This is a genomic window from Lentzea sp. NPDC054927 (genome assembly GCF_053610285.1).
The window spans coordinates 102,583-124,522 of the sequence record NZ_JBSGXZ010000002.1 but is presented as its reverse complement, the minus strand read 5'-3'; the positions used below and the strand labels follow the sequence as shown (position 1 = coordinate 124,522).

Here is a 21,940-nt window from a genome sequence, read left to right as displayed (position 1 = left end):
TGATTTGGCCCGGGAATGCTTGCCACGGTGTTACTTGGCCCCGTTCAGTGCTGCCTCGGCGTCGCGGAAGTACAGCGCGACCGCGTCGGGAATCGACATCTTGCCGAACGCGACCTGCTTGGCCGCCGCGTCCAGCGCCGTCTTCGCGTCGTTGTAACCGGGCGGCGCGGTCGGTGCGGCCGGCAGCGCGTCCTTCGCCACCTCGTCGGCCACGTACTGCAGGTAGGTGACGTCCCGCTTCTCCGTCGCGGCCAGCGTGGGCGTGAGGGTCTCCAGCGACTTGCTCGACGGCGGGATACCGCGCGTCAGTGCCATCGCCTTGATCGCGTCGACATCGCTGATGAACAGGTCGATGAGCTTGGCCGCGGCCTCGGGGTTCTTGCTCTTCACCGGAACGCACAGCAGCACACCGCCGCTGAGCGCCTGCCCGGTCTTGCCGTTGCTGCCGCGCGGCACCACCACGATGTCCAGCGCGTGCTGGGTCAGCGGCTGCATCTGCGCGAGGCCCCAGCCGGTGGTCATCGCGATCTGGCCGGAGATCAACGGGTGGTTGCCGGACGCGGAGTCGGTGCTGGAGAGCATCTCGGGCGGGCAGATCGCACCGGCCTTGCGCAGGCCGTCCCACAGGGCGAACCACTCGGCCAGGTCGTCCTTGGTGAACGCGAGCTTGCCCTCGCCGTTGTAGAGGTCCTTGCCCCGCTGCCGCAGCCACGGTTGCAGCGCGCCGGAGTCGTCCTTGGACGCGTCCAGAGCGCCGTACTTGCCCTGTCCCATGGCTTTCGAGAGCTCACCGCTGATGCGGGCGAAGTCGTCCCAGGTCCAGTTGTCGGTGGGAACCGGGATCTTCGCCTGCTCGAAGACGGTCTTGTCGTAGAGCATCGGTGCGAAGCCGGAGCCCGACGGCACGCCGTAGGGCTTGCCGTCCACCGTGCCGGCCGACCGCACGGCGGGGTAGAGCGTGTCGAGGTGGATCGTGTCCGGGATGAACGAGGACAGGTCGGTCAGCACGCCCTTGGCCGCGTAGGTGCTGACGAGCGCGGTGTCCATCTGGAAGATGTCCGGCGGGTTGCCGCCGGCGAACTCGGTGTTGAGCTTGTTGAAGTACCCGTCGTAGCCCGAGTACTGGGCGTCGACCTTGGTGCCGGTCTTCTGGGTGAAGATCTGCAGGGCGTTCTGGTACGCCTTGTTCCGCGCCTCGCCGCCCCACCAGCGGAACGTCAGCGAGTTGCTCGCCGTGCCACCGCTGTTGGACGGCGCGAAGCCGCAACCCGCGACCGAGGCCGCGGCGAGACCGCCGGCCAGGCCGAAGAGGCCTCTCCTGGAAATGGACATGTGTTTCCTTTCTCAGCGGTGAAAGGCCTTACTTGATGCCGGTGTTCGCGACGCCGTCGACGAGACGGCGCTGGGAGACGAGGAAGACGGCGACGGTGGGCACGAGCGTGACCACGGACATCGCGAGCATGCCGCCGTAGCTGGATCCGCTCGCCCGGTCCACGAACGCGTTCAGGCCCAGCGGGGCGGTGTAGCGCGAGTGGTCGGACAGGTAGACCAGCTGGCGCAGGAAGTCGTTGAACGTCCAGATGAACGTCAGGATCGTGGTGGTGAGCAACGCCGGTTTCAGCAGCGGCAGGACGATGCTGAAGAACACCCGCACGTGCCCTGCGCCGTCCAGCGCCGCCGCCTCGTCCAGCTCGCGCGGGATGCCGCGGATGAACTGCACCATCAGGAAGATGAAGAAGGCGTCGTAGGCCAGCAGGTACGGCACCACCAGCGGCAGGAACGTGTTGATCCAGTTGAGCTGGTAGAAGATCACGTACTGGGGGATCAGGGTCGCCTGGAACGGCAGCATCATCGTGCCGAGCATCACCGCGAACCAGAACTTCCGGAACGCGAAGTCCAGGCGCGCGAACGCGTACGCGGCCACCGAGCAGGACGCCACGTTCGCGATCACCGTGCAGATCGAGACCGTCAGCGAGTTCGACAGGTAGACGGTGAACGACGTGCCCGTCGCCGTCCAGCCGTTCACGTAGTTGGCGAAGGTGAAGGCGAGCGGCAGCGGGTTCATCGTGGTGAAGATCTGGTTCTCCGGCTTGAACGACGCGCCGACCAGCCACACCATCGGATAGATCATCGCTACCAGTACGAGCAGCAGCAGGGCGTGCGCCCGCCAGTGGTTCGTCTTAGTCCGCATAGTTCACCCACTTGCGGGCCGACCAGAAGTAGACGGCGGTGAAAAGCCCGATCACGGCGAACAACACCCACGCCATCGAGGAGGCGTAGCCCATCTGCATGCTGCCGAATCCCTTGAGGTACAGGTAAAGCGTGTAGAGCAGGGTCGAGTCGATCGGACCGCCCAGGCCGCCGGAGACCACGTACGCCGGCGTGAACGTCTGGAACGCGTTGATGGTCTCCAGCACGAGGTTGAAGAACACCATGGGGGACAACAACGGCAGCGTGATCTTGAAGAACACCGTGTACCGGCCGGCGCCGTCGATCGCCGCCGCCTCGTAGAGGTCCTGCGGCAGCTGCTTGAGCCCGGCCAGGAAGATCAGCATCGGCGTGCCGAACTGCCAGGCGGACAGCAGCACCAGCGTCCACATCGCGTACCGCGGGTCACCGATCCAGTCCGCGCCCTGCACCCCGAACAGCGCGAGGACCTGGTTGACCAGTCCCTCCCGGGAGAAGATCTGCCGCCACATCACCGACACCGCGACGCTCGCGCCCAGCAGTGACGGCAGGTAGAACGTCGCGCGGTAGAAGCCGAGCGCTTTCAGGCCGCGGTTGAGTGCGACGGCGACGAGCAACGCGGCGGCGAGCTTGAGCGGTACAGACGTCACCACGTAGATCAGCGTCACCTTGATCGACTGCAGGTAACGCTCGTCGGACAGCAACCGGACGTAGTTGTCGAAGCCGGTCCACTGTGGAGCGGTGAGCAGGTTGAACTTCGTCAGCGACAGGTACAGCGAGTACACCATCGGAACGAGCGTGAAGGCGAACAGCCCGATCAGCCAGGGCGCCAGGAAGGCGTATCCTGCGAGATTGTGCTTGTGCCGCTTGCGTTTGCGTATGGGTGTCGCTGACATGTCGCTCCTGGGACGTCATCGCCGGACCACGGGGTCGTCTTGCCGATGCCACGCACGGCGCAGTTCCGGTGGTCCGTCCCAGGGATCTGGAAAGCGCTTTCCGGGACTGTAGGAACCGAGTACCGGCCTGTCAAGACGATCTATTGGAAACCTTGTTTCCCGCGGGATCGGGGAATTTTGAGGCTTGACGCCGACCGGGTAAAGAAGTTTACGTTTAAACGAACGAAGCGGGTCCCAGCCGCGCCGCGCACCGAAACGACGAGGAGGCAACGCACTTCGGCCACGCACGCCCATCTCCGCCGACGAACTCGGGCGAGCGACCCGCGAGGAGTACCGATGACCGCCGCCGCGGTGTATTTGCCGAGCCAGCACGCGAGCGTGCACGACCTGCCGGACGACGACGAACAGCTGCGGATGGTGCTCGCCAGGGCGGTGTCCGCGGTGATCGGCCGGCAGCGTCCCGACGGCAACCTCGAAGACATCGCCGCTGTCGATGACATCGGTGACATGGCCCTGGGCGTGGTGTCGCTGCTGTGCCTGGCCTGGCATCGCGAGGACCGGCGTGACCCCGAACTGGCGGACGCCGCCCGCCGTGGACTGGACTTCGTGCTGGCCCACCGGGTCTTCCGCGCCGACAACCCCGGCGAGCCGTTCCTGCGCGTGCGCGACAGCGGTCTGCCGTACGCCCGCTACGTGCTCGAGACCGGCGAGCACCCGTTCGGTGACTGGCCGAGCACCGTGTGGGCGCTCCTGCACGTGGTCAACGTGCTGGAGTTCGGCCGTGAGCTGATCACCGTGACCCAGTGGGCAGCGCTCGCGGACGTCGCGACCGGCTTCTGGCGCTGGCTGACCGAAGCGAGCATCTTCAACCCGCAGCAGACGGCGAACCAGGCGATCGGTGCCGTGGTGGCCGGTTTGACGCTGGGACACCTGTTGTCCGAAAAGTCCATCGTGGACGATGCGATGTTCCTGTACCACAGCGAGGTCAGGTCCAAGCGCGTAGTCGACCGCGAACTGCGGCTGCCGGTCGAGCACGGCGCGGGGCACGACCAGAACTACCTGCCCATCTCGCTCACGTTCCTGGCCAGGGCCTACCAGGTCAGCGGAGAGCAGTGCTTCCTCGACGACGGTGACGAGATCGCCCGGCACCTGGAGACGCGGCTGTCCGCGCGCGGGTTCGACTACGGCGGACCCCGCTACAGCGAGCAGCACTCGGGTTGTGAGGGGATGCTCGGCCTGCGTTTCTTCGGCGGCCGCATCCGTGCCGAGCTCGGCCGCTACCTGGGGGACCGGCGGGTGGCCTACTACTGCGCCACCACGCCCGGCCTGCCGAGCGGCCACTTCGCCTTCGCCACGGTGTGGTTCTTCGTCGACGAGCACAGCTGGTACCGCGCGCCGGCCGATGTGCCCGTGCACACCCGCTATTCGTTGCGGCACGGCAAGGTGTCGGTGTCGCTCACCGGGCAGCTGACCCCGTACCTGATCGACGCCGGTGCCACCGCGGTGATCGAGTCCGTCGTGGACCACCAGCACGGCATCGGGCCGCTGGTGCGCTACGCCGACGGCAGGAGGACGTTGCTGACCCGCCCGCTCGGCCCGGCCCGTGTGCGCGACGTCGTGGACGGCGGGCTCGGCGCCAAGCTGGTGACCAAGGCGGTCGTCACGTGGGACCAGGTCATGCTCTCGGTCCAGCAGCTGTACGTCACCGACGGCGAACGCCTGCACCTGGTCGCGGTGCTGGACCGGGCCGCGTTGCCGCCGGGCGCCGAGCTCGCCTTCCTCGCCGGCCTTCCCTACGCGACGGCGGAAGGGGAGCGGCAGCGCCGGATCCGCACCGTCCGCGAGCCGGGCGGAAGTCCGTTCGACCTCGGCGAGTCCTGGCGAGCTCTCGACACCGGGGGCGCGCTGCTCGCCGGTGGGCTCGCGTTGAGCGCGGCCGCCGGTCTGCGGGTGGAGAACACGCCCGACGGCGCGGCGTACTTCAACGGCCCGCGCACGGTCGGCATGACCCAGGAGCAGCTGTCGTTCTGGCTCGGCGACGACCCGAGGGGGTACGGCGACCCGGACGCGGGCTGGCGCCGGGTGATCGCGACCAACCTCGTGCTGGTCGATTCCATCGCGGACCGGCCGCACGGGCGAGCCGTCTTCGTCCTGAGCTACGGAGGCGATCCGGTCGCCCTGGAGGCGTCCGCCGAGGAGGTGCCGGAGGGCGTGCGAGTGCGCACCCCGTTCTTCACGGCGGTGGTCGGTCATCCCGCTGGTGACGTGGGCGGGGAGCCTGTGCTGCGCATCGCCGCACCGTGAACTGTTAACGCTCACACCCCCTGCATATCGAGTACGGTCCCGTCTCGTTGCGTATTGTGCACCACAATCCCCGTGTCGCCACACGTGTCCTCAACGGACCATTGGGAGCGTTAACATGACCACCGCCGACAGGTTCGGCCGCCGAACCCTGTTGCGTCGTTCGGCGATGCTGTCCGCCGGACTGCTGATCGGTCCGACCGCACTGGACCGGGCCCTGGAAGCGAGCGCCGCCGGGTTGCCGACCGGCGCGGCGCCCTTCGTCGACTCCTACCGCACGAACGTCCCGGCCAACCTCACGCCGGAGACCAACGCCGCTGTTCGCGCCCTCTCCGGGATGCGGGACCTCTGGCGCACCGGCAGCAGATGGGACGACGGCGTCGTGCTCAACCAGGCCGTGCTGAGGGCGAACGTCCGTCACGTCGTGCGGATCACCGGGGCACGGACCGCAGACCAGGCCAAGCGAGCGTTCATCGTGGACCGTCAGCACCAGAGCTACAGCGCGATCGGAGGCCTCGGCCCGCTGGCCGAGCTGTACAAGGCGGGGGCGAAGGCCGTCACGGGCATCACCTCCGCGCCGGACGGCACCCCGCCGTCCACTGTGGACGACAAGCTGCCCGCGGACGCCCCGGCGGGATCGGCGCTGGGGGCCGGTTCGCCGGACTCCGCACTGGGGCAGGTCGTGCTGCTGGTCAACACCCTGCGCGGGCCGTTCGCCTCCGGCAACCCGTCGAAGTACGCGCACCAGTACCCGCGGCCGTGGCGGATGACTCAGGACAGCACCGTGGTCCCGACCGGGGAGACCGACGAGTTCGGTTACCCGGTGTACGACTCCGAGGTCGTGGTCGCCCCGCAACTGCTGCGGCAGCGCAACCTCAGCCCCGTCGACGACGGGGGCTTCCCGAGCGGGCACACCAACGCGCTGCACCTGGCGTGCCTGGCGCTGGCCTACGCGATCCCCGAACGGTTCCAGGAACTCGTGACCAGGGCGTTCGACCTCGCCGACACCAGGATCGTGGCGGGCATGCACTCTCCGGCGGACGTCATCGGCGGCCGGATCCTGGCGACCGCCCTCGCCGCCGCGACCCTCGCCGACCCGCAGAACGCCACGCTCAAAGCCGCTGCCAGGACGCAGGCGAGCGAGTACTTCCGTCAGCACGCAGGCGTCGATCTGTTCGACTACGCGCACTCCGCCGGTACCTCGACCGACCCGTACGCGGACCGCGAGGCGAACGCCGCACTCGTGACGCCGCTGCTCACCTACGGGCTGCCCAGGACCGGGCGACGCGTCGAGATGACCGTGCCGAAGGCCGCGGAAGTGCTGCTGGAGACCCGGTTGCCGTACCTGACCGCGAACCAGCGCCGGGAAGTCCTGCGCACGACCGCACTCCCGTCCGGGCACGCGCTGCTCGACGGCCCCGAACAGTGGGGCAGGCTCAACCTCTTCGCCGCGGCCGACGGGTACGGGGCGTTCGACACGGACGCGCGCGTCGAGATGGACGCGAACCGCGGTGGCTTCCACGCCGCGGACACCTGGCACAACGCGATCGCCGGCCACGGCGGCCTGGTCAAGAGGGGCACCGGCACCCTGACGCTGGCCGGTGTCAACAGCTACACCGGCGCGACCCGCGTCGAGGGCGGCACGCTCGTGGCCGGTTCGGCCTCCGCGCTGGGCAAGGGAGACGTCGAGCTGCGCTCGGGAACCCTCCGCCTGGAGAGCGCGGTGCGAATGCGGAGCTACCGGCAGGGTTCCGGGTCGGTGCTGGCGGTGACGGTGCGCAAGGGCGGCTGTGCGCCCCTGACCTCCGGCCGGCCGATCACGCTGGCGGGCGGCAGCACGCTCGAGATCACGCTGGAGGACGTGCCGGCCGGCGCTGTCGTCCCGGTGCTGGCCGCTCCCGTGCTGGCCGGCAGGTTCGCCCGGATCACCGTTGCGGGTGGGGAACGCCAGGTGCAGGCGCGATACAGCCCGGCAGGGCTCTCGGTGCGCGTCCTGAGCTAGTGCCTGTGTCAAAGTCCGGCGTGATGCCTGGCCGGCGTGTGCAAGTACCACCAACTCTTGATCGAAAAGCCGCTGACTACACCCAACCTGTTCGGCCCCTGTCGAACCACGGCTCGCGTGCGTCGGAGGCCAGGGGCCTGTTGGTAGTAGAAAGATGCTTGTTGATGTTGGGTTGGTGGTACTTGCACACGCCATCAGGCTTGGCGCGACTTCGATACAGGCCCCGCGGCACCACGATGCACCCGTCTGAACATCGAACACGGGCAAAGGTTGGCGGCCGGCGCCAGTCCACAAAGGACTGTTGTCGAAACGGGACGTCTCCGTTCGACAACGCTGTTCGACGCCGTTCGACGGCCTTGCTTGACGCTCGGGAACCCCCGATGCAGACTCCGGAAAGCGTTTTCCAGCCGACGGGGTCAGGAGTTCATGAGCGCTCTAGACGAACTGCGTCAGCTGGGCCGCGGCGGTGTCCAGGTGCGCAAGCGCGACAACAAGGCCGCGTTCTGGTTCCTGGCGCCCTGGTTCGCCGGGCTGGTCTTCATCACGGTCGGCCCGGTGCTCGCGTCTTTCGGCCTCGGTTTCACCAAGTACAACCTGATCCAGCCGCCGAGGTTCATCGGATTCGACAACTTCGCGCGGATCCTCAGCGACGAGCGGCTGCACAACGCCCTGCGCGTCACGTTCACCTACGTGCTGGTGTCGGTGCCGCTGCAACTGGCGTGCGCGCTGGGGGTGGCGCTGCTGCTCGACCGGGGCCTGCGCGGGCTCGCGTTCTACCGCTCGGCGTTCTACCTGCCGTCGTTGCTCGGCTCCAGCGTGGCGATCGCGGTGCTGTGGACCCAGGTCTTCGGCACCGACGGCCTGGTGAACCGGGTGCTGGGCTTCTTCGGCGTCGAGGGCAAGGGCTGGATCTCCGACCCGGACACCGCGCTGTCCACGCTCATCGTGCTGAACGTCTGGACGTTCGGCTCACCGATGATCATCTTCCTGGCCGGGCTGCGGCAGATCCCGGCGGTCTACTACGAGGCCGCCGCGATCGACGGCGCGAGCAGGTGGTCGCAGTTCTGGCGGATCACGCTGCCGCTGCTGTCGCCGATCCTGTTCTTCAACCTGGTGCTGCAGATCATCCACGCGTTCCAGTCGTTCACGCAGGCGTTCGTCGTCTCCGGCGGCACGGGCGGACCGTCCGACTCGACCATGTTCTACACGCTCTACCTGTACCAGCAGGGTTTCAGCCGGTTCGACATGGGTTACGCGTCCGCGCTGGCGTGGTTCCTGCTGCTGATCATCGCGGCGTTCACCGCGATCAACTTCTGGGCGGCGAAGTACTGGGTGTTCTATGACGACTGAGCTTCGGCGGATTCCGTTCCTGCGGCGGGTGTCGACGCCGGCCAAACACGTCGGCCTGCTCCTCATCGGGTTCGTGATGCTCTACCCGGTGCTGTGGATGATCGCGAGCTCGCTGCGGCCCGGCGACGAGATCTTCCGCAGTCCCGGCCTGATCCTGGACAGCCTCCAGACCGAGAACTACACCGAGGGCTGGAACGCGCTCACGCCGTCGTTCGGGACGTACCTGCTCAACTCGGCGATCCTGGTGCTCGGCTGCATCGTCGGCAACCTGGTGTCGTGCTCGATGGCGGCCTACGCCTTCGCCCGGCTGAACTTCAGCGGCAAGCGGTGGTGGTTCGGCATCATGCTCGGCACGATCATGCTGCCGATCCACGTGATCATCGTGCCGCAGTACGTGCTGTTCTCGCAGATCGGCTGGGTCAACACGTTCCTGCCGCTGATCGTGCCGAAGATCCTCGCCACGGACGCGTTCTTCGTGTTCCTGATGGTGCAGTTCATCCGCGGCCTGCCGCGCGAGCTCGACGAGGCCGCGCGCATCGACGGCTGCGGTCATCCGCGGATCTTCCTGCAGATCGTGCTGCCGCTGATGACGCCCGCGCTCGCCACCACGACGATCTTCACGTTCATCTGGACGTGGAACGACTTCTTCACCCAGCTGATCTACCTGACGGACCCGGAGATGTACACGGTGCCCGTCGCCCTGCGCTCTTTCGTCGACTCGACGGTCGCCACGTCGTGGGGCTCCCAGTTCGCGATGAGCGTGGTCTCGCTCCTCCCGATCTTCCTCGCCTTCCTCATCGGCCAGCGGTACCTCGTCAAGGGGATCGCCACGACCGGTGGCAAGTAGCCGAAAGGAACGGTCTGATGCTCAGAGGTAGTCGCCGCGGGGCCGCGTGGGCGGTCCTGCTGTCGCTGACCGCGTCCCTGCTCGCCGCCTGCGGGTCCGGTTCCGACGCGGGTGGAGAGCTGACCGCGGAACCGGTGACGCTGCGCTTCACCTGGTGGGGCGCGGACGACCGGCACAAGCGGACCCAGCAGGTCATCGAGATGTTCCAGAAGAAGCACCCGAACATCACCGTCAAGGGCGAGTTCAAGGAGTGGAACGGCTACTGGGACAGCCTCGCCACGACCATGGCCGCGAACGACGCGCCGGACATCATGCAGATGGACGAGCTGTACATCGCCTCGTACGCCGAGCGCGGTGCGTTGCTGGACCTCAACGAGTCGAAGAAGCACCTCGACACGTCGAACTTCGACCAGAAGGCACTGGCGACCGGCGCTGTCGACGGCAAGCAGTACGGGCTTCCGGTCGGCCTGGGCATGTACTCGATCATGGTCAACACCGACCTGCTGGCGAAGTACAACATCCCCGTGCCCGACGACACGAAGTGGTCGTGGGACGACCTGAAGAAGATCGGCGAGCAGGTGTCCAAGGCCGGCGGCGGTCAGGTGTTCGGCGTGCAGTCGCCGGGCATCAACGACACCGCGGGGCTGAGCATCCGGGCACGGCAGCAGGGCAAGGCGATGTTCGACGCCGGGGGCAAGGTCGTGCTGCCGCAGGAGATCGCGCGGGACTACTGGCAGTACATTCTCGACCTGGCCAAGTCCGGGATCGCGGCGGCGCCGTCGGTGACCGTCGAGAAGGCCTCGGCCGGGCTGAACCAGTCCGCCACCGCGACCAACACCGCGGCGTTCGGGCTGTGGTGGAACACCCAGCTCACGGCTCTGACCGCCGCCAGTGGCGCCAAGCTGAAGCTGCTGCGGCTGCCCGGTGAGTCGCAGGGCAGGCCCGGCGCCTACTACAAGCCGTCGATGTTCTGGTCGGTGTCGTCTCGCTCGAAGCACCCCGCGGAGGCGGCGGCGTTCGTGAGCTTCCTGGCCAACGACGAGGAAGCGGCGAAGATCCTGCTGACCGAACGCGGCGTGCCCGCCAACCAGAAGATCCGCGACGCCATCGCCGGCCAGCTCAAGGAGACCGACAAGGCCGCGAAGGAGTACCTCGACACCGTGCCGGTCAGCGACCCGCCGCGGATCACGCCGAACGGCGCCAGCACCGTCGACACGATCCTCAAGCGGCACACCGAGGACGTGCTGTTCGGCCGCACCACACCGGACGCGGCGGCAGCGTCGTTCATCAAGGAGCTCCAGGCAGAAGTGGACGCGGCGAAGTGAGGCGCGCGGCCATCGTCGGCACCGGTGCGATCGCGTCCGCCCACGCCGAGGCGTTGCGGGCGGCGGGAGACCGCATCGAGCTCGTCGCGGTGGTGGACGTGGACGCCGGTCGCGCCGCCGCGTTCGCCGGCGAGTGGGGCGTGTCCCGGCTGTATCCGAGCCTGGCGACGCTGCTGGACGAGGAACAGCTGGACGTGGTGCACATCTGCACTCCGCCGCGTTCGCACGTGCCGTTGGCGCTGGAATGCCTCGCCGCCAATGTGAACGTGCTGGTCGAGAAGCCGCCGGCGTTGTCGCTGAGCGAGATCGACACGCTGATCGCCGCCGAACGGATGTCGTCCGGCCGGGTCGCGACGGTGTTCCAGCACCGCTTCGGCCCGGCCGCGATCCGGTTGCGGCGCCTGGTCTCCGAGGGCGTGCTCGGCAGGTCGCTGGTGGCGAAGTGCGACACGCTCTGGTACCGCGGTGACGCCTACTTCGACGTGCCGTGGCGCGGGACGTGGGAGAACGAGGGCGGCGGTCCGACTATGGGCCACGGCATCCACCAGTTCGACCTGCTGTTGTCGGTGCTGGGGCCGTGGCAGGAGATCCGCGCTGTCGCGGCCCGGCAGGCCCGGGACGTGCAGACCGAGGACGTGTCGATGGCGTTGGTGACCTTCGCCGACGGCACGGTCGCATCGGTGATCAACTCGTTGCTGTCGCCGCGGGAGACCTCGGAGCTGAGGTTCGACTTCGACCGCGCCACGGTCGAGGTCGAGCACCTCTACGGCTACACGGACGCGCACTGGACGGTCACTCCCGCGCCCGGCCAGGACGATGTCGTCGCGCGGTGGCGCGAGGAGCAGTCCGGGACGGTGAGCGGGCACCGGTGTCAGATGGCGGCGTTCCTCGACGCGTTGGACAGTGGTGAGACGCCGCCGGTGACGCTGACGGACACGCGGAACACCATGGAGTTCATCGCGGCGTTGTACGCCTCGGCGTTCACCGGGACCGTGGTGAAGGCGGGGCAGATCGGGCCGGACAGCCCGTTCTACGCGACGATGGAAGGAATCGGTGCTCCATGGGCGAACGCCCGGTGATCTCGCGGCAGGACGACGAGGTGCTCGTCGTGTCGGTGGGCGACGTCGAGCTCTTCACCTACGTGCACACACCGTCGACACCCGCGTTCGAGGGCCCGAAGCCGTACCTGCACCCCGTGCGGACGCTGGCCGGTGACGTCGTGACGGCGTTCCGGCCGCACGACCACCGCTGGCACAAGGGCGTGCAGATGACCGCGACCGACGTGTCGGGCGAGAACTTCTGGGGTGGCGTCACCTACGTGCGCGACCAGGGATACGTGGCGCTGTCGAACGTCGGCACGATGCGGCACGAGCAGTTCACGGTGGCCGCTGGAGAAGCGCGGTTCGACGAGCTGCTGTCGTGGTTCACCGAGGCGGGTCAGCACTGGGTCCACGAGACGCGCTCGTTCGCCGTACGCGACGTCGAGGACGACTCGTGGACGCTGGAGTTCCGCTCCACGTTGACGAACCTGCGTTCGGAACCGCTGGTCTTCGGCAGCCCGACCACCAACGGCCGTGAGCTCGCGGGTTACACCGGCTTCTTCTGGCGTGGCCCGCGTTCGTTCACCGACGGCACGGTGATCGCCGCCGACGGGGGAGCCGGGCAGGAGATGATGGGCAAGGCGGCCCGGTGGCTCGCCTTCGTCGGCCACCACGACGAGGTGGACCGCTCGTCGACGTTGCTGTTCCTGGACCACCCGGACAACAAGGGCACGCACTGGTTCGTGCGCAGCACCCCGTTCGCGGCCGTCAACCCGTCTTTTGCCTTCCACGACACGGTGGAGGTCGCACCGGGCGAGACGCTGACCCTGCGCTACCGGCTCGTCGTCGCTTCCGGTGAGTGGGACCGGGAACATCTGGAGTCCTATGTGGAGGCTCATCCGTGGTGACGCCGTTTCCCGGCGGGGTGGGCATCTCCGGTCTGCGGGTGTACGACTGGCCGACGGCGGACGGGGTGTGCGGAGGGTCGCCGCACGTCCACCTCACCTGCGCGGAGTGCTACTACGTGATCGGCGGCCGGGGCAGCGTGCAGACCCTGACCCGCCGCGGGTTCGCTTCGACTCCGTTGCGCGAGGGCACGGTCGCGTGGTTCACGCCCGGCACGATCCACCGCCTGGTCAACGACGGCGACCTGCGGATCATCGTCGTGATGCAGAACAGCGGCCTGCCGGAGGCGGGCGACGCGGTGTTCACCTTCCCGGCCTCGGTGCTGGCGGATTCCGCGAACTACTCCGCGCACGCCGCAGCGGGGGACGAGGAGTCGGCTCGGCGCCGCCGGGACCTCGCCCTGGAAGGGTTTCTCGAGCTGCGGAGCCGTGTTGTCGCCGGTGACCACGCGGCGCTGGACGACTTCTACCGCTCTGCCGTGCGGCTGAAGCAGGATTCCTTGGACGCGTGGGAGCAGCGGTGGCGGGAAGGCGCGCGGGCGGCCGCCGAGCTGACCGGGGAGCACCTGGACCGGTTGCGGGACGGCGACATCGGGCATCTCGCCGAGGCCGACATCCACGTGATGCGCGCGGAGGGTCCGCAACGGCTGGGCATGTGCGGCAGGCTCGACGTGCACGACCCCGGTGAGGGCCTGTCGCCGCACGACTGACCCCGCCTGGTCGAACGGGTTGGTCGAACGGCCGTCGAATCGACGAAGTCGTTGTACCGCACCGACTTGGTGCTGGACAGTGAGGCGATGAGAATCGCAGCAGGCGCACTCGTCGTCGTCCTCACCACCGCTCTGGCCACCCCCGCGAACGCGGCGGCGTGGGAAGAGGTCATCGGGACCGGTTCCTTCAGCGGCTACGGCGCGCTGGAGTCGGAATGGAACTACCGCTACCCGTGGGGCTCCGACCACAACGGCACGGCCAGGATGTACGCGAGCTCCAGCGACCACAACCACGTGTCGCTGTCCGGCGGCGTGCTGACGGTCAAAGCGACGCGGATCTCCTGGGACGAGGGCAACAGCGGGGCTGTTCCGCATCTGCCCATCCGCTACCACTCGGGCGCGATCCACGCGAAGGAGCACGTGGTGGTGAACGGTCAGTTCCCGAACTGGGAGGTGAAGGGCGACTTCCAGGCGCCGTCCACCCGCGGCACCTGGCCCGCGTTCTGGCTGACCGGCGTCAACAGCTGGCCGCCCGAAAGCGACATACTGGAGTTCAAGGGGGACAACCGGAACTGGTTCAACACCTTCCGGACGTCCAGTGACGTGTCGAGCTCGATCGTCGGCGTGTCCTCGCCGGGCTCGTGGCACACCTACCGGGCCTGGATGACCAAGGTGAACAACACCGACGTGGACATCCACTACTACCTCGACGGCAAGTGGATCGCCCAGCACACCGCGAGGAACTTCGTCGGCAAGCCGTTGTGGGTGATCATCAACCTGCAGATGGAGGGCTCGTCCGGCAGTCCTGGTCCCACCGCGGAGACGGTCTACCGCGCTCGTAACGTCTACATCGGACGGACGCGGGCGTGAAAGGAGGTGGCCCCCGGTGCACACCGGGGGCCACCCCTTTGGGCCGGTGGTCAGCTGGTGGGGCCGGTCCAGCCAGCGGTGATGTGGGCGACGCGAACGCGTTGCGGGTGGTCGCCGACGGGGACGGAGACGACCTTCTGGCCGGTGCCGAAGTCGATCGCGGTGACCTGGTCGGCGCCGCTCTCGGAGATGACGCACTGGCGGCCGTCGCCGCTGACGGTGGCCCAGTAGGGCTTGGAGGCGGTGACGAGCGGGCCTTGCTGCAGGGTGGCCCGGTCGACGACGGTGGCGTAGTCGTCCATGGTTCCTGCGACGCACAGCTTGCTGCCGTCCGGGTTCATGGACAGGCCGTGGTGGCGTGAGTCGTTGACGAAGGTGGTGCGGTCGTCGCTGGTGTTCGGGTTCTTCGGCAGGGTCTTCACCTGGGTGATCTTGTCGGTGGCGACGTCGTACTCGAGGAAGCCGTTGAAGTACGACACCTGGAAGTACAGCTTCGAGAAGTCGGGGCTGAACGTCGCGGGCCGCACGGCGTTGGACAGGTCCTTGCGACCGAAGGCGTCCAGCTTGCCGCGCATGTCGATGGTGCGGACGACCTGGTACGTGGCGGCGTCGACGACGGTGATGTGCCGGTCGCCCTTCAAGAAGTCCTGCCACGGGGCGTCGAAGTTGTTGTTCACCTCGCCGATCGACATGTTCCAGAGGTACCTGCCGCCGTTGGTGAAGACGTTCTCGTGCGGCTTGTCACCGGTCTTGAAGGAGCCGAGCTGCCGGCCGGTGTTGATGTCCAGCACGTGCACGGTGTTGGACGTCGACGCCGAGACCGCGATCTTGGTGCCGTCCGGGGAGACGGCCATGTGGTCGGAGCGGAAGCCCGACACGGGGAACCGCCACTTGATGTTCCCGGTGGCCAGGTCGAGCGAGACGACGTCGGCGAAGCTGGGTCGCGAGACGACCATGGCCGTGCCGTCGGGGGTGGAGTACATGTCGTCGACGAACTGGTCGTGCCCTTCGCCGGGGCCTGAGCGAATACCGAGGAAGAAGGCCAGCTTGATCGGGTTGAGGTAGATCTCGGTGAGTCGCTGGTCCTTGTCGGGGATGACGTTGATCCGGCCGATCTTGGCGAAGTCGCCGGTGGACCTGATGACGTCGGCGGTGCCGTCCCAGTTGTTGCCGACGAACATCACCTCGCGCAGCGGCGCCGCGGAGGCGGCCGGTGTGGTGAGGCAGGCGGCGAGCACTGCCGCCGCGGCGACAGCGTGGGTGAGGCGGCGGCGCGTGAGAGCGCTTCCGGAAGGTTTCCGCGCAGGGTTGGACGAAGCGTGCATCGTTGCATCTCCGAGTGAAGTGGGCGCCGGCAAGGGAGGGCGCATGCCGCAGGGAGATCTGAACTTGGCCAAGTTCAGATTCTACCTACTGGATAGTAGGCTGGCGTGATCCCGGCCACAAGAGCCAGTGGAGGAAACAACCGCATGCATCCACTGGAGGCACCGTGGCAGGCAGGATCACCCCGGCGGCGGGCCGTTACGGCGGCAAGGACGCGGCCGAGCGCCGGGACGAGCGGCGCGAGCGGTTCCGGGAAGCCGGCCTGGAGACGTTCGGCACCGGACCGGGTTTCCGGGGGACCCGCCTGGGTGACCTGTGCAAGGCCGCCGGTCTGTCGAGCCGCCAGTTCTACGAGGAGTACCGCGCCCTGGAAGACCTGCTGGCCGATCTGCACCTCCACGTCAACGACGTGGCGGGGAAGGCCGTCGCCGAGGCGCTGCCCGGTGCCGGGCAGCTGACTCTGCCGGAGCTGCTTCCCCGCCTGGTGCACGCCTACGTGAAGGGCGCCTGCGCCGACCCGCGGCACGCCCGCATCGCCTACGTCGAGGTCGTCGGGGTCAGCCCCCGCATGGACCGCCAGCGCCTCGAACGCCGCGCCGTCTGGGTCGAATTGATCAACCGGCTGGCCGCGGATGCTGCCACCCGCGGCGAGATCCCTCCTGGCAACTACCGCATCACCGCCGCGGCCATCATCGGCGCCGTCAACGGACTCATGCACGACTGGGTCGTCGGGTGGGTCGACGCGACCCTGGACGAGGTCGCGGACGAGCTGACCCAGATGGTGCTCGGCAGGTACCAGATCGCCGAGTGAGCACAGAATGTCCACATCAGACGGACGCGGGCGGGGAAAAAGAGAGGTGGCCCCGGCTTGGACACCAGGGCCACCTCCTCCGGTCAGGCTCCCGCCGGTTTGCCTGACCAGGCTTCCTGCGGCGTCAGCGGCCGCATCGTGAGCGTGTACTCATAGGTGCTGTCAGGACGGACCTGGTTGCGTTGCCGCACCGGGTTCGGCGTGTCACCGACACCGGTCACGGCGTGGTCGGCGTGCAGCGTGAAGTACCCCTTGTTGCGCTGCAACATGAACGGGTACGCGGCACGCTCGATGTCGTCGTACTGCGTGACGCTGACGTCCTTCGCCCCCGACACCAGCAGACCGGACGTGCGGCCGTCGGTGAGCATCGCCCACCGGGTGTCGGTGTGGTTGCCGTGGTCCTGCGGGCGGTGGTACTCGACGTACTGGTCGGCCACCGAGGTCGACTGCACCCCGATCGGCGTGCCGTCCTTGCGGTCGACATAGCTCTCGGCTTTCCTTCCGTACCAGGAGAACTCGGAGTACCGGTCCGGCACCGACAGCTGGACGCCGATGCGCGGCAGGTACGGCAGCGTCCGCATGGAGCCCTGCGGCGTCACCCGGTGCCCGAGTCGCAGCACGCCGGCCGAATCCACCGCGTAGACCATCGTCTGGTCGAACCACGCCCCGCTGACACCGGGCGCGGCCACCTTGCTGTCCACGACGATCCGCGTGGTCTTGTGGCCGTCCTTCTCCACCCGCACACCACTCACCGTGGTCTCGAGGCGGTCGAGGCCCGCCTTGCGCCAGTCCTCACCCTCCGCGCGGCCCCACGTGTAGGTCTCGTTGCTGATCGGCGCCCGCCACGCGTCGAGCTTCGGGCCGCTGGCGAGCAGCTCCCGGCCCCACGACTTGATGGACGTCAGCGCACCGGACTTCTTGTCGACCGTGTAGGTCGCGCCGGCCGCGGTCGCGGTGACCTTGGCGGCGTCCTCGTGGGTGAACACGACAGCCCAGTCGAGCGGGGCCTTGTCCAGACCCGGAATCCGGCTGCCGCCCAGCGAGAACTGGTCGTGCGCGAGGGCGTGCCCTGTGGACGTGACCGCTTCGACGGTCAGGAACCGCTCGCGATCGGCGTCGTTGACCGGCACCGGTAGCGAGATCGGTGCGGTCGAAGCGCTTCCGACGCGCAACGGCTGGTCGCCGCTCTTGACCACCCGTGAGCCTTCCGCGACCCGCCACCGCAGGGTGAGGTCGTCGGTGCCCGTGAACTGGCGTTCGTTGGTCACCGAGAGCACGCCACCGGAGTAGGCGAACCTGATCGGCTGGTGTGCCCACGCCATCTGCAGGGCCTCGGGCTGGAGCGTGCGGTCCGTGTTGATCAGACCGTCCACACCGGACAGCGTCGATCCGTACGCCAGGTGCGTGCCGCGTTCCCGCACGCTGTCGAAGTCCAGCGCCAGCACGGCTCCACCGACCGGCGTCGAAGCGCCCAACTCGGCAGGCGACAGCGCCCGGTCGTAGATCCGCACGTCGTCGACGTCACCGCTGGCGAGCCGCCCGACGGACGAGGGGTCGTTCCAGGACATCTCGAAGTCACGGCCGATGTTCACGTCCGCCGCCGAGTAGTCGATCGCGCCGGTGAACGGCAGGGCACCGACCTCGGCGCCGTCGATGTACAGCCGCAGCGCGGTACCGTCGTACGTGCCGCTGACCCGGTGCCATTTGCCGTAGAAGTCGGCGGGCACCTTCGCCTGCACCGCACGCCAAGTGCCGCTGTGGATGAAGAACTCGAGCGTGGTCTCGTTCTTCATCTTGAGCGTCCACTGGTGGTCGCCCTTGGCGATGATCGGGAACTGCCCGGTCCACTTGCCCGGCTTGACCCACGCGTCCAACGTCAGCGCGGTGCCGGTGATGTCGAGCTTGCGGTCGCGGTAGACCTCGACGAAGTCGTCGAGCCCGGACAGCGACAACGCCTTGCCGCGGTGGCCGTCCACGAGCTTCGGCGCACCGGAGAGCAACGCGGTGATGTCGTTGCCGGAACTGTCCGGCGAGATCAGGGTCTTCTGCTTGATGTTCTGCTCGGCCCAGTCCCAGATGAACCCGCCCTGCGTCTGCGGGTTGGCGCGGATGATGTCCCAGAACTCGCGGAAGTTGCCGAGGCTGTTGCCCATCGCGTGCGCGTACTCACCGAAGATCAACGGCTTGGTCGTGGTCCTCGCCTGCTCGGCGAACCGCTCCGGCGACGGGTAGCGCGGGCCCCACACGTCGGCGAACGGCGCGTCACCGTCGGGGTTGTTCGACTGGTGGTAGATCGGCCGCGACGGGTCGTTGGCCTTGAGCCACCTGGCCATCTCGTAGTGGTGCGCGCCGAGCCCTGCCTCGTTGCCGGTGTCCCACATGAACACGCTGGGGTGGTTCTTGTCCCGCTCGACCATGCCGATGAGCCGGTCCAGGAACGTGTCGCGCCACTCCGGCTGGTTCGCCTGGCACCACCGGGCGCAGTTCTCGTGGTTGTGGGTCTCGATGTCGACCTCGTCGTCGATCCAGATGCCGTGCTGGTCGGCCAGGTCGTAGAAGTACGGGTCGCTCGGGTAGTGCGAGGTGCGGACGGCGTTGACGTTGAGCTGTTCCATCAACGCGACGTCGCGTTCCTGTGCCTTGCGGGGGACGTGCCGGCCGTGGTCGGGGTCGGTCTCCGCGCGGTTGACGCCCTTGAACAGCACGCGTTTGCCGTTGACCAGCAACACCTTGTCGCGGATTTCGATCTCGCGGAAGCCGGTGGTCTCGGTGACGACGTGCGGCCGGCCGTCCGCCCCGGCGAGGGTGAGGACGACGGTGTAGAGGTTCGGCGTCTCGTCGGTCCACTTGGCCGGGTCGCGCACGGGCAACGTGAGGCGTGCGGTGCTGCCGGCGACTTCCTGGCTCACCGAACCCACTTCGGTGCCGCGGGCGTCACGCAGGCTGGCCGTGACGCGGTGCGTGCCGCCGGTCTTATGACCCAGTTCCACGTCCGCGGTGAGGGTGGCGTCGGTGTAGGTGGCGTCCAGGTCCGTGCGCAACGTGACGTCCTGGATGAACGTCGCGGGCGTCGAGTACAGCGACACCGAGCGGAAGATGCCCGAGTACCGCCACTGGTCGTAGTCCTCGAGGTAGGAACCGGCGCTCCAGCGGTGCACCTGTACGGCGATCTTGTTGCGGCCGGGGCGCAGTGCGGAGGAGATGTCGAACTCCGCCGGGGTGTAGCCGCCCTGGTCGTAGCCGATGTACTTGCCGTTGACCCACACGAAGTACGCCGACGTCACGCCCTCGAAGCGGACGAACGTCGTGCGTTTCGTCCAGTCGGCCGGAACGTCGAAGTCGCGGACGTAAGCGCCGGTCGGGTTGATGTCACGGGGAACGCGGGGCGGGTCGTCCGGCTGCACCTCGGTCGCGATGTTGCGGAAGATCGGGTGGTCCAGGCCGTCGGTCTGCCACGTGTGCGGCACGGTCACCGTGCGCCAGCGGGACGTGTCGTGGTCGTCGGCGTAGAACCGCGCGGGCACGTCGGCGGGCTTGTCCGCCATCGCGATCTGCCACCTGCCGTCGAGCGTGCGCGTGAAACCCGGTTGCTGGCGCAGGAACGCGTGGTGCGGCTCCTGTCCTTCTCCGGTCCTGCGCGGATCTTCGAGGTAGGTGTGCACGTCAGGAGGCGGATCGACGGCGGAGGCGATCGGTGTCATCGAACCTGCCGCAACCACCATGACTGTCGCAAGAACAATCGCGCGCCGCACGCTGAACCTCCATGTTCAGACAGAACCGAACACAAGTGAACAGCCGGTTCCCTGGTGCGACAAGGGGCCGCGAGGTAAGCGGCGTTCACACAGTCGATGCGGTTATCGAACGAGAACGGCCTTGCGTTCGATGTTGTTCGAAAGCACGCTGCCGAGGCATGGCCAGGACGTTAGTTCCTCTGTTGACCGCTGTCGCCGTCGCGCTCGGGGTTCCGGTGACCGCGCAGGCGGCACCAGGTGTGAGCCTCGTCAGCGACACGGTGCTCGATCCGTCGGCGCTGTACTTCGTTTCCTACGACGGGTTGGTGAACAACAACTCGTTCCAGCAGGACGCGATCCTGACCTACCAGGGACGTCAGTACGCCACCTGGTACACCGCGAGCCGCAACGCCGTGATCGCGCGCCGAAGCGTGGGCGGCACACGGTGGGAGACCGTGGTGTTGCCGCACCGGCTCAGCGTCGACGACTCGCACAACGTGATCTCGCTCGGGATTTCCCCGCAGGACAACACGATCCACGTCGCCATGGACACGCACAACACGCGTCTGTTCTACCTGCGCTCCACGCCCGGCCTCGCGATCGGCGCACAACCGTGGAACGCCGCGTCGTTCGGTGAGGTGCAACGGACGCTCGGCGGTGTCGAACTCGGTTCGATGACCTACCCGCAGTTCGTGGTGACACCAGAGGGAAGGCTGCAGTTCAGCTACCGCACCGGCGGATCCGGCAACGGTGTCAACGAACTGGCCGAGTACACCGGCGGCACGTGGCGCAAACTCGGCGGCTGGTCGTCCGCAACGGGTTCCTACACCGGCCCGAACGGCGTGGTGTCGACCACGCGCAACATGTACCTGCACGGCCTGACCTATGACCGAAGTGGACGGTTGCACGCCGCATTCACCTGGCGTGAAGGCAACTCCGGCGTGCTCTGCAACTCGGGCGGGCTGACCAACCACGACACCGGCTACATCTACAGCGACGACCGCGGCCGAACGTGGCGCAACAGCGCGGGAACGGCGCTGACCACCCCGGTGAGCATCACCTCACCCGGTCTGGTGGTGGACCCGCTCGACCCGAACCACGGCCTGATGAACCAGGAGAGTCAGGCGGTGGACATGAGCGGCCGGCCGCACGTGGTGATCAGCTACGTGCCCGGCCGCTTCACCCAGTGCGTCTCGAACTACGCCCAGCAGCGCGCGCAGTACGGCCGCACGTTCCACGTCTTCCGCGGCGCGGACGGCAAGTGGACCAAGATGGAGGTGCCGATCCCGCCGAACCACACCCAGCGCACGAAGATCGTGCTCGACCGCGACGACAACGCCTACCTGGTGATGCCGCGCGGCAAGATCGTGGCGGCGAGCAAGGCCAGCGGGTGGACGGACTGGACGACCGTGTTCGACCGCCCGTCGCTGCAGGCGTTCGGTGAGGTCAACGTGGACACCTCCCGCGTCGCGTCGCAGGGGATTCTTTCGGTGCAGTACCAGCAGGTCTCCAGCGGCACCACACCGTCACCGATCCGCGTCGCCGATTTCCGGCTGGGGTAGCGGCGGCACCGTAAGGTCGCTGGCGACCACTGGCGTCTGCAAGTACCCCCAACTCAAGATCATCGAGCGTTCTTCTACTA

General features: G+C 67.7%; 16 protein-coding genes. 11 read left to right on the top strand and 5 right to left on the bottom strand.

Features of this window, described 5'->3' with window-relative positions; genetic code table 11:
- Window positions 1–30: 30 nt before the first annotated feature.
- The 3 genes from ACWGE0_RS04095 to ACWGE0_RS04085 are packed head-to-tail and all read right to left on the bottom strand — an operon-like array spanning window position 31 to window position 3,083.
- Window positions 31–1,332, bottom strand: coding sequence for an ABC transporter substrate-binding protein (locus ACWGE0_RS04095; RefSeq protein ID WP_452259423.1), 1,302 nt, complete (start codon window positions 1,330–1,332; stop codon window positions 31–33).
- Window positions 1,333–1,360: 28 nt separating this feature from the next.
- Window positions 1,361–2,191, bottom strand: a complete 831-nt coding sequence (locus tag ACWGE0_RS04090; RefSeq protein WP_452259422.1) for a carbohydrate ABC transporter permease — start codon at window positions 2,189–2,191, stop codon at window positions 1,361–1,363.
- Window positions 2,181–3,083, bottom strand: coding sequence for a carbohydrate ABC transporter permease (locus ACWGE0_RS04085; RefSeq protein ID WP_319970747.1), 903 nt, complete (start codon window positions 3,081–3,083; stop codon window positions 2,181–2,183). The genes ACWGE0_RS04090 and ACWGE0_RS04085 overlap by 11 nt, the downstream gene beginning before the upstream one ends.
- A 336-nt stretch (window positions 3,084–3,419) precedes the next feature.
- Here ACWGE0_RS04085 and ACWGE0_RS04080 point away from each other — a divergent pair, with 336 nt between their 5' ends.
- The 9 genes from ACWGE0_RS04080 (at window position 3,420) to ACWGE0_RS04040 (ending at window position 14,433) form a co-directional block, all read left to right on the top strand.
- A complete protein-coding gene (locus tag ACWGE0_RS04080; protein WP_452259421.1) occupies window positions 3,420–5,387 on the top strand; it encodes a hypothetical protein in 1,968 nt (655 codons plus the stop codon).
- Window positions 5,388–5,502: 115 nt separating this feature from the next.
- Entirely contained in the window at window positions 5,503–7,386 is a 1,884-nt protein-coding gene (locus ACWGE0_RS04075; protein WP_452259420.1) for a phosphatase PAP2 family protein, read from the top strand.
- 426 nt (window positions 7,387–7,812) lie between these two features.
- Window positions 7,813–8,736, top strand: coding sequence for a carbohydrate ABC transporter permease (locus ACWGE0_RS04070; protein ID WP_452259419.1), 924 nt, complete (start codon window positions 7,813–7,815; stop codon window positions 8,734–8,736).
- The gene (locus ACWGE0_RS04065; protein WP_452259418.1) at window positions 8,726–9,583 is read left to right on the top strand and encodes a carbohydrate ABC transporter permease; all 858 of its coding nucleotides are present in this window, start codon (window positions 8,726–8,728) and stop codon (window positions 9,581–9,583) included. The genes ACWGE0_RS04070 and ACWGE0_RS04065 overlap by 11 nt, the downstream gene beginning before the upstream one ends.
- Window positions 9,584–9,600: 17 nt before the next feature.
- Entirely contained in the window at window positions 9,601–10,908 is a 1,308-nt protein-coding gene (locus ACWGE0_RS04060; RefSeq protein WP_452259417.1) for an ABC transporter substrate-binding protein, read from the top strand.
- A complete protein-coding gene (locus ACWGE0_RS04055; RefSeq protein WP_452259416.1) occupies window positions 10,905–11,987 on the top strand; it encodes a Gfo/Idh/MocA family protein in 1,083 nt (360 codons plus the stop codon). The genes ACWGE0_RS04060 and ACWGE0_RS04055 overlap by 4 nt, the downstream gene beginning before the upstream one ends.
- A complete protein-coding gene (locus tag ACWGE0_RS04050) occupies window positions 11,969–12,856 on the top strand; it encodes a DUF6807 domain-containing protein (protein WP_452259415.1) in 888 nt (295 codons plus the stop codon). Before ACWGE0_RS04055 ends, ACWGE0_RS04050 begins: the two co-directional genes overlap by 19 nt.
- Window positions 12,850–13,563 carry a cupin domain-containing protein gene (locus tag ACWGE0_RS04045; RefSeq protein WP_452259414.1) on the top strand — a complete coding sequence of 238 codons (714 nt, stop codon included), beginning with the start codon at window positions 12,850–12,852 and terminating at the stop codon, window positions 13,561–13,563. The genes ACWGE0_RS04050 and ACWGE0_RS04045 overlap by 7 nt, the downstream gene beginning before the upstream one ends.
- Before the next feature lie 87 nt (window positions 13,564–13,650).
- Window positions 13,651–14,433, top strand: coding sequence for a family 16 glycosylhydrolase (locus tag ACWGE0_RS04040; protein ID WP_452259413.1), 783 nt, complete (start codon window positions 13,651–13,653; stop codon window positions 14,431–14,433).
- A 50-nt stretch (window positions 14,434–14,483) separates the two neighbouring features.
- Here the strand turns inward: ACWGE0_RS04040 and ACWGE0_RS04035 are convergent, their stop codons facing one another.
- Entirely contained in the window at window positions 14,484–15,758 is a 1,275-nt protein-coding gene (locus ACWGE0_RS04035) for a YncE family protein (RefSeq protein ID WP_452259412.1), read from the bottom strand.
- Between the two features lie 164 nt (window positions 15,759–15,922).
- Here ACWGE0_RS04035 and ACWGE0_RS04030 point away from each other — a divergent pair, with 164 nt between their 5' ends.
- A complete protein-coding gene (locus ACWGE0_RS04030) occupies window positions 15,923–16,567 on the top strand; it encodes a TetR/AcrR family transcriptional regulator (RefSeq protein ID WP_452259411.1) in 645 nt (214 codons plus the stop codon).
- A gap of 83 nt (window positions 16,568–16,650) precedes the next feature.
- On the opposite strand, the gene ACWGE0_RS04025 is transcribed toward ACWGE0_RS04030, so the two are convergent.
- Window positions 16,651–20,268: a glycoside hydrolase family 2 TIM barrel-domain containing protein gene (locus ACWGE0_RS04025; RefSeq protein ID WP_452259410.1), complete on the bottom strand. Its 3,618-nt coding sequence runs from the start codon at window positions 20,266–20,268 to the stop codon at window positions 16,651–16,653.
- Between the two features lie 209 nt (window positions 20,269–20,477).
- On the opposite strand from ACWGE0_RS04025, the gene ACWGE0_RS04020 reads away from it, so the two are divergent.
- Window positions 20,478–21,860: a BNR-4 repeat-containing protein gene (locus ACWGE0_RS04020; RefSeq protein ID WP_452259409.1), complete on the top strand. Its 1,383-nt coding sequence runs from the start codon at window positions 20,478–20,480 to the stop codon at window positions 21,858–21,860.
- Window positions 21,861–21,940 lie beyond the last annotated feature (80 nt).

Bases quoted from the DNA above. Each gene is read 5' to 3' on its own strand.
- ACWGE0_RS04095 (WP_452259423.1), bottom strand. From the start codon at position 1,332: ATGTCCATTTCCAGGAGAGGCCTCTTCGGCCTGGCCGGCGGTCTCGCC.
- ACWGE0_RS04090 (WP_452259422.1), bottom strand. From the start codon at position 2,191: ATGCGGACTAAGACGAACCACTGGCGGGCGCACGCCCTGCTGCTGCTC.
- ACWGE0_RS04085 (WP_319970747.1), bottom strand. From the start codon at position 3,083: ATGTCAGCGACACCCATACGCAAACGCAAGCGGCACAAGCACAATCTC.
- ACWGE0_RS04080 (WP_452259421.1), top strand. From the start codon at position 3,420: ATGACCGCCGCCGCGGTGTATTTGCCGAGCCAGCACGCGAGCGTGCAC.
- ACWGE0_RS04075 (WP_452259420.1), top strand. From the start codon at position 5,503: ATGACCACCGCCGACAGGTTCGGCCGCCGAACCCTGTTGCGTCGTTCG.
- ACWGE0_RS04070 (WP_452259419.1), top strand. From the start codon at position 7,813: ATGAGCGCTCTAGACGAACTGCGTCAGCTGGGCCGCGGCGGTGTCCAG.
- ACWGE0_RS04065 (WP_452259418.1), top strand. From the start codon at position 8,726: ATGACGACTGAGCTTCGGCGGATTCCGTTCCTGCGGCGGGTGTCGACG.
- ACWGE0_RS04060 (WP_452259417.1), top strand. From the start codon at position 9,601: ATGCTCAGAGGTAGTCGCCGCGGGGCCGCGTGGGCGGTCCTGCTGTCG.
- ACWGE0_RS04050 (WP_452259415.1), top strand. From the start codon at position 11,969: ATGGGCGAACGCCCGGTGATCTCGCGGCAGGACGACGAGGTGCTCGTC.
- ACWGE0_RS04040 (WP_452259413.1), top strand. From the start codon at position 13,651: ATGAGAATCGCAGCAGGCGCACTCGTCGTCGTCCTCACCACCGCTCTG.
- ACWGE0_RS04035 (WP_452259412.1), bottom strand. From the start codon at position 15,758: ATGCACGCTTCGTCCAACCCTGCGCGGAAACCTTCCGGAAGCGCTCTC.
- ACWGE0_RS04025 (WP_452259410.1), bottom strand. From the start codon at position 20,268: ATGACACCGATCGCCTCCGCCGTCGATCCGCCTCCTGACGTGCACACC.
- ACWGE0_RS04020 (WP_452259409.1), top strand. From the start codon at position 20,478: ATGGCCAGGACGTTAGTTCCTCTGTTGACCGCTGTCGCCGTCGCGCTC.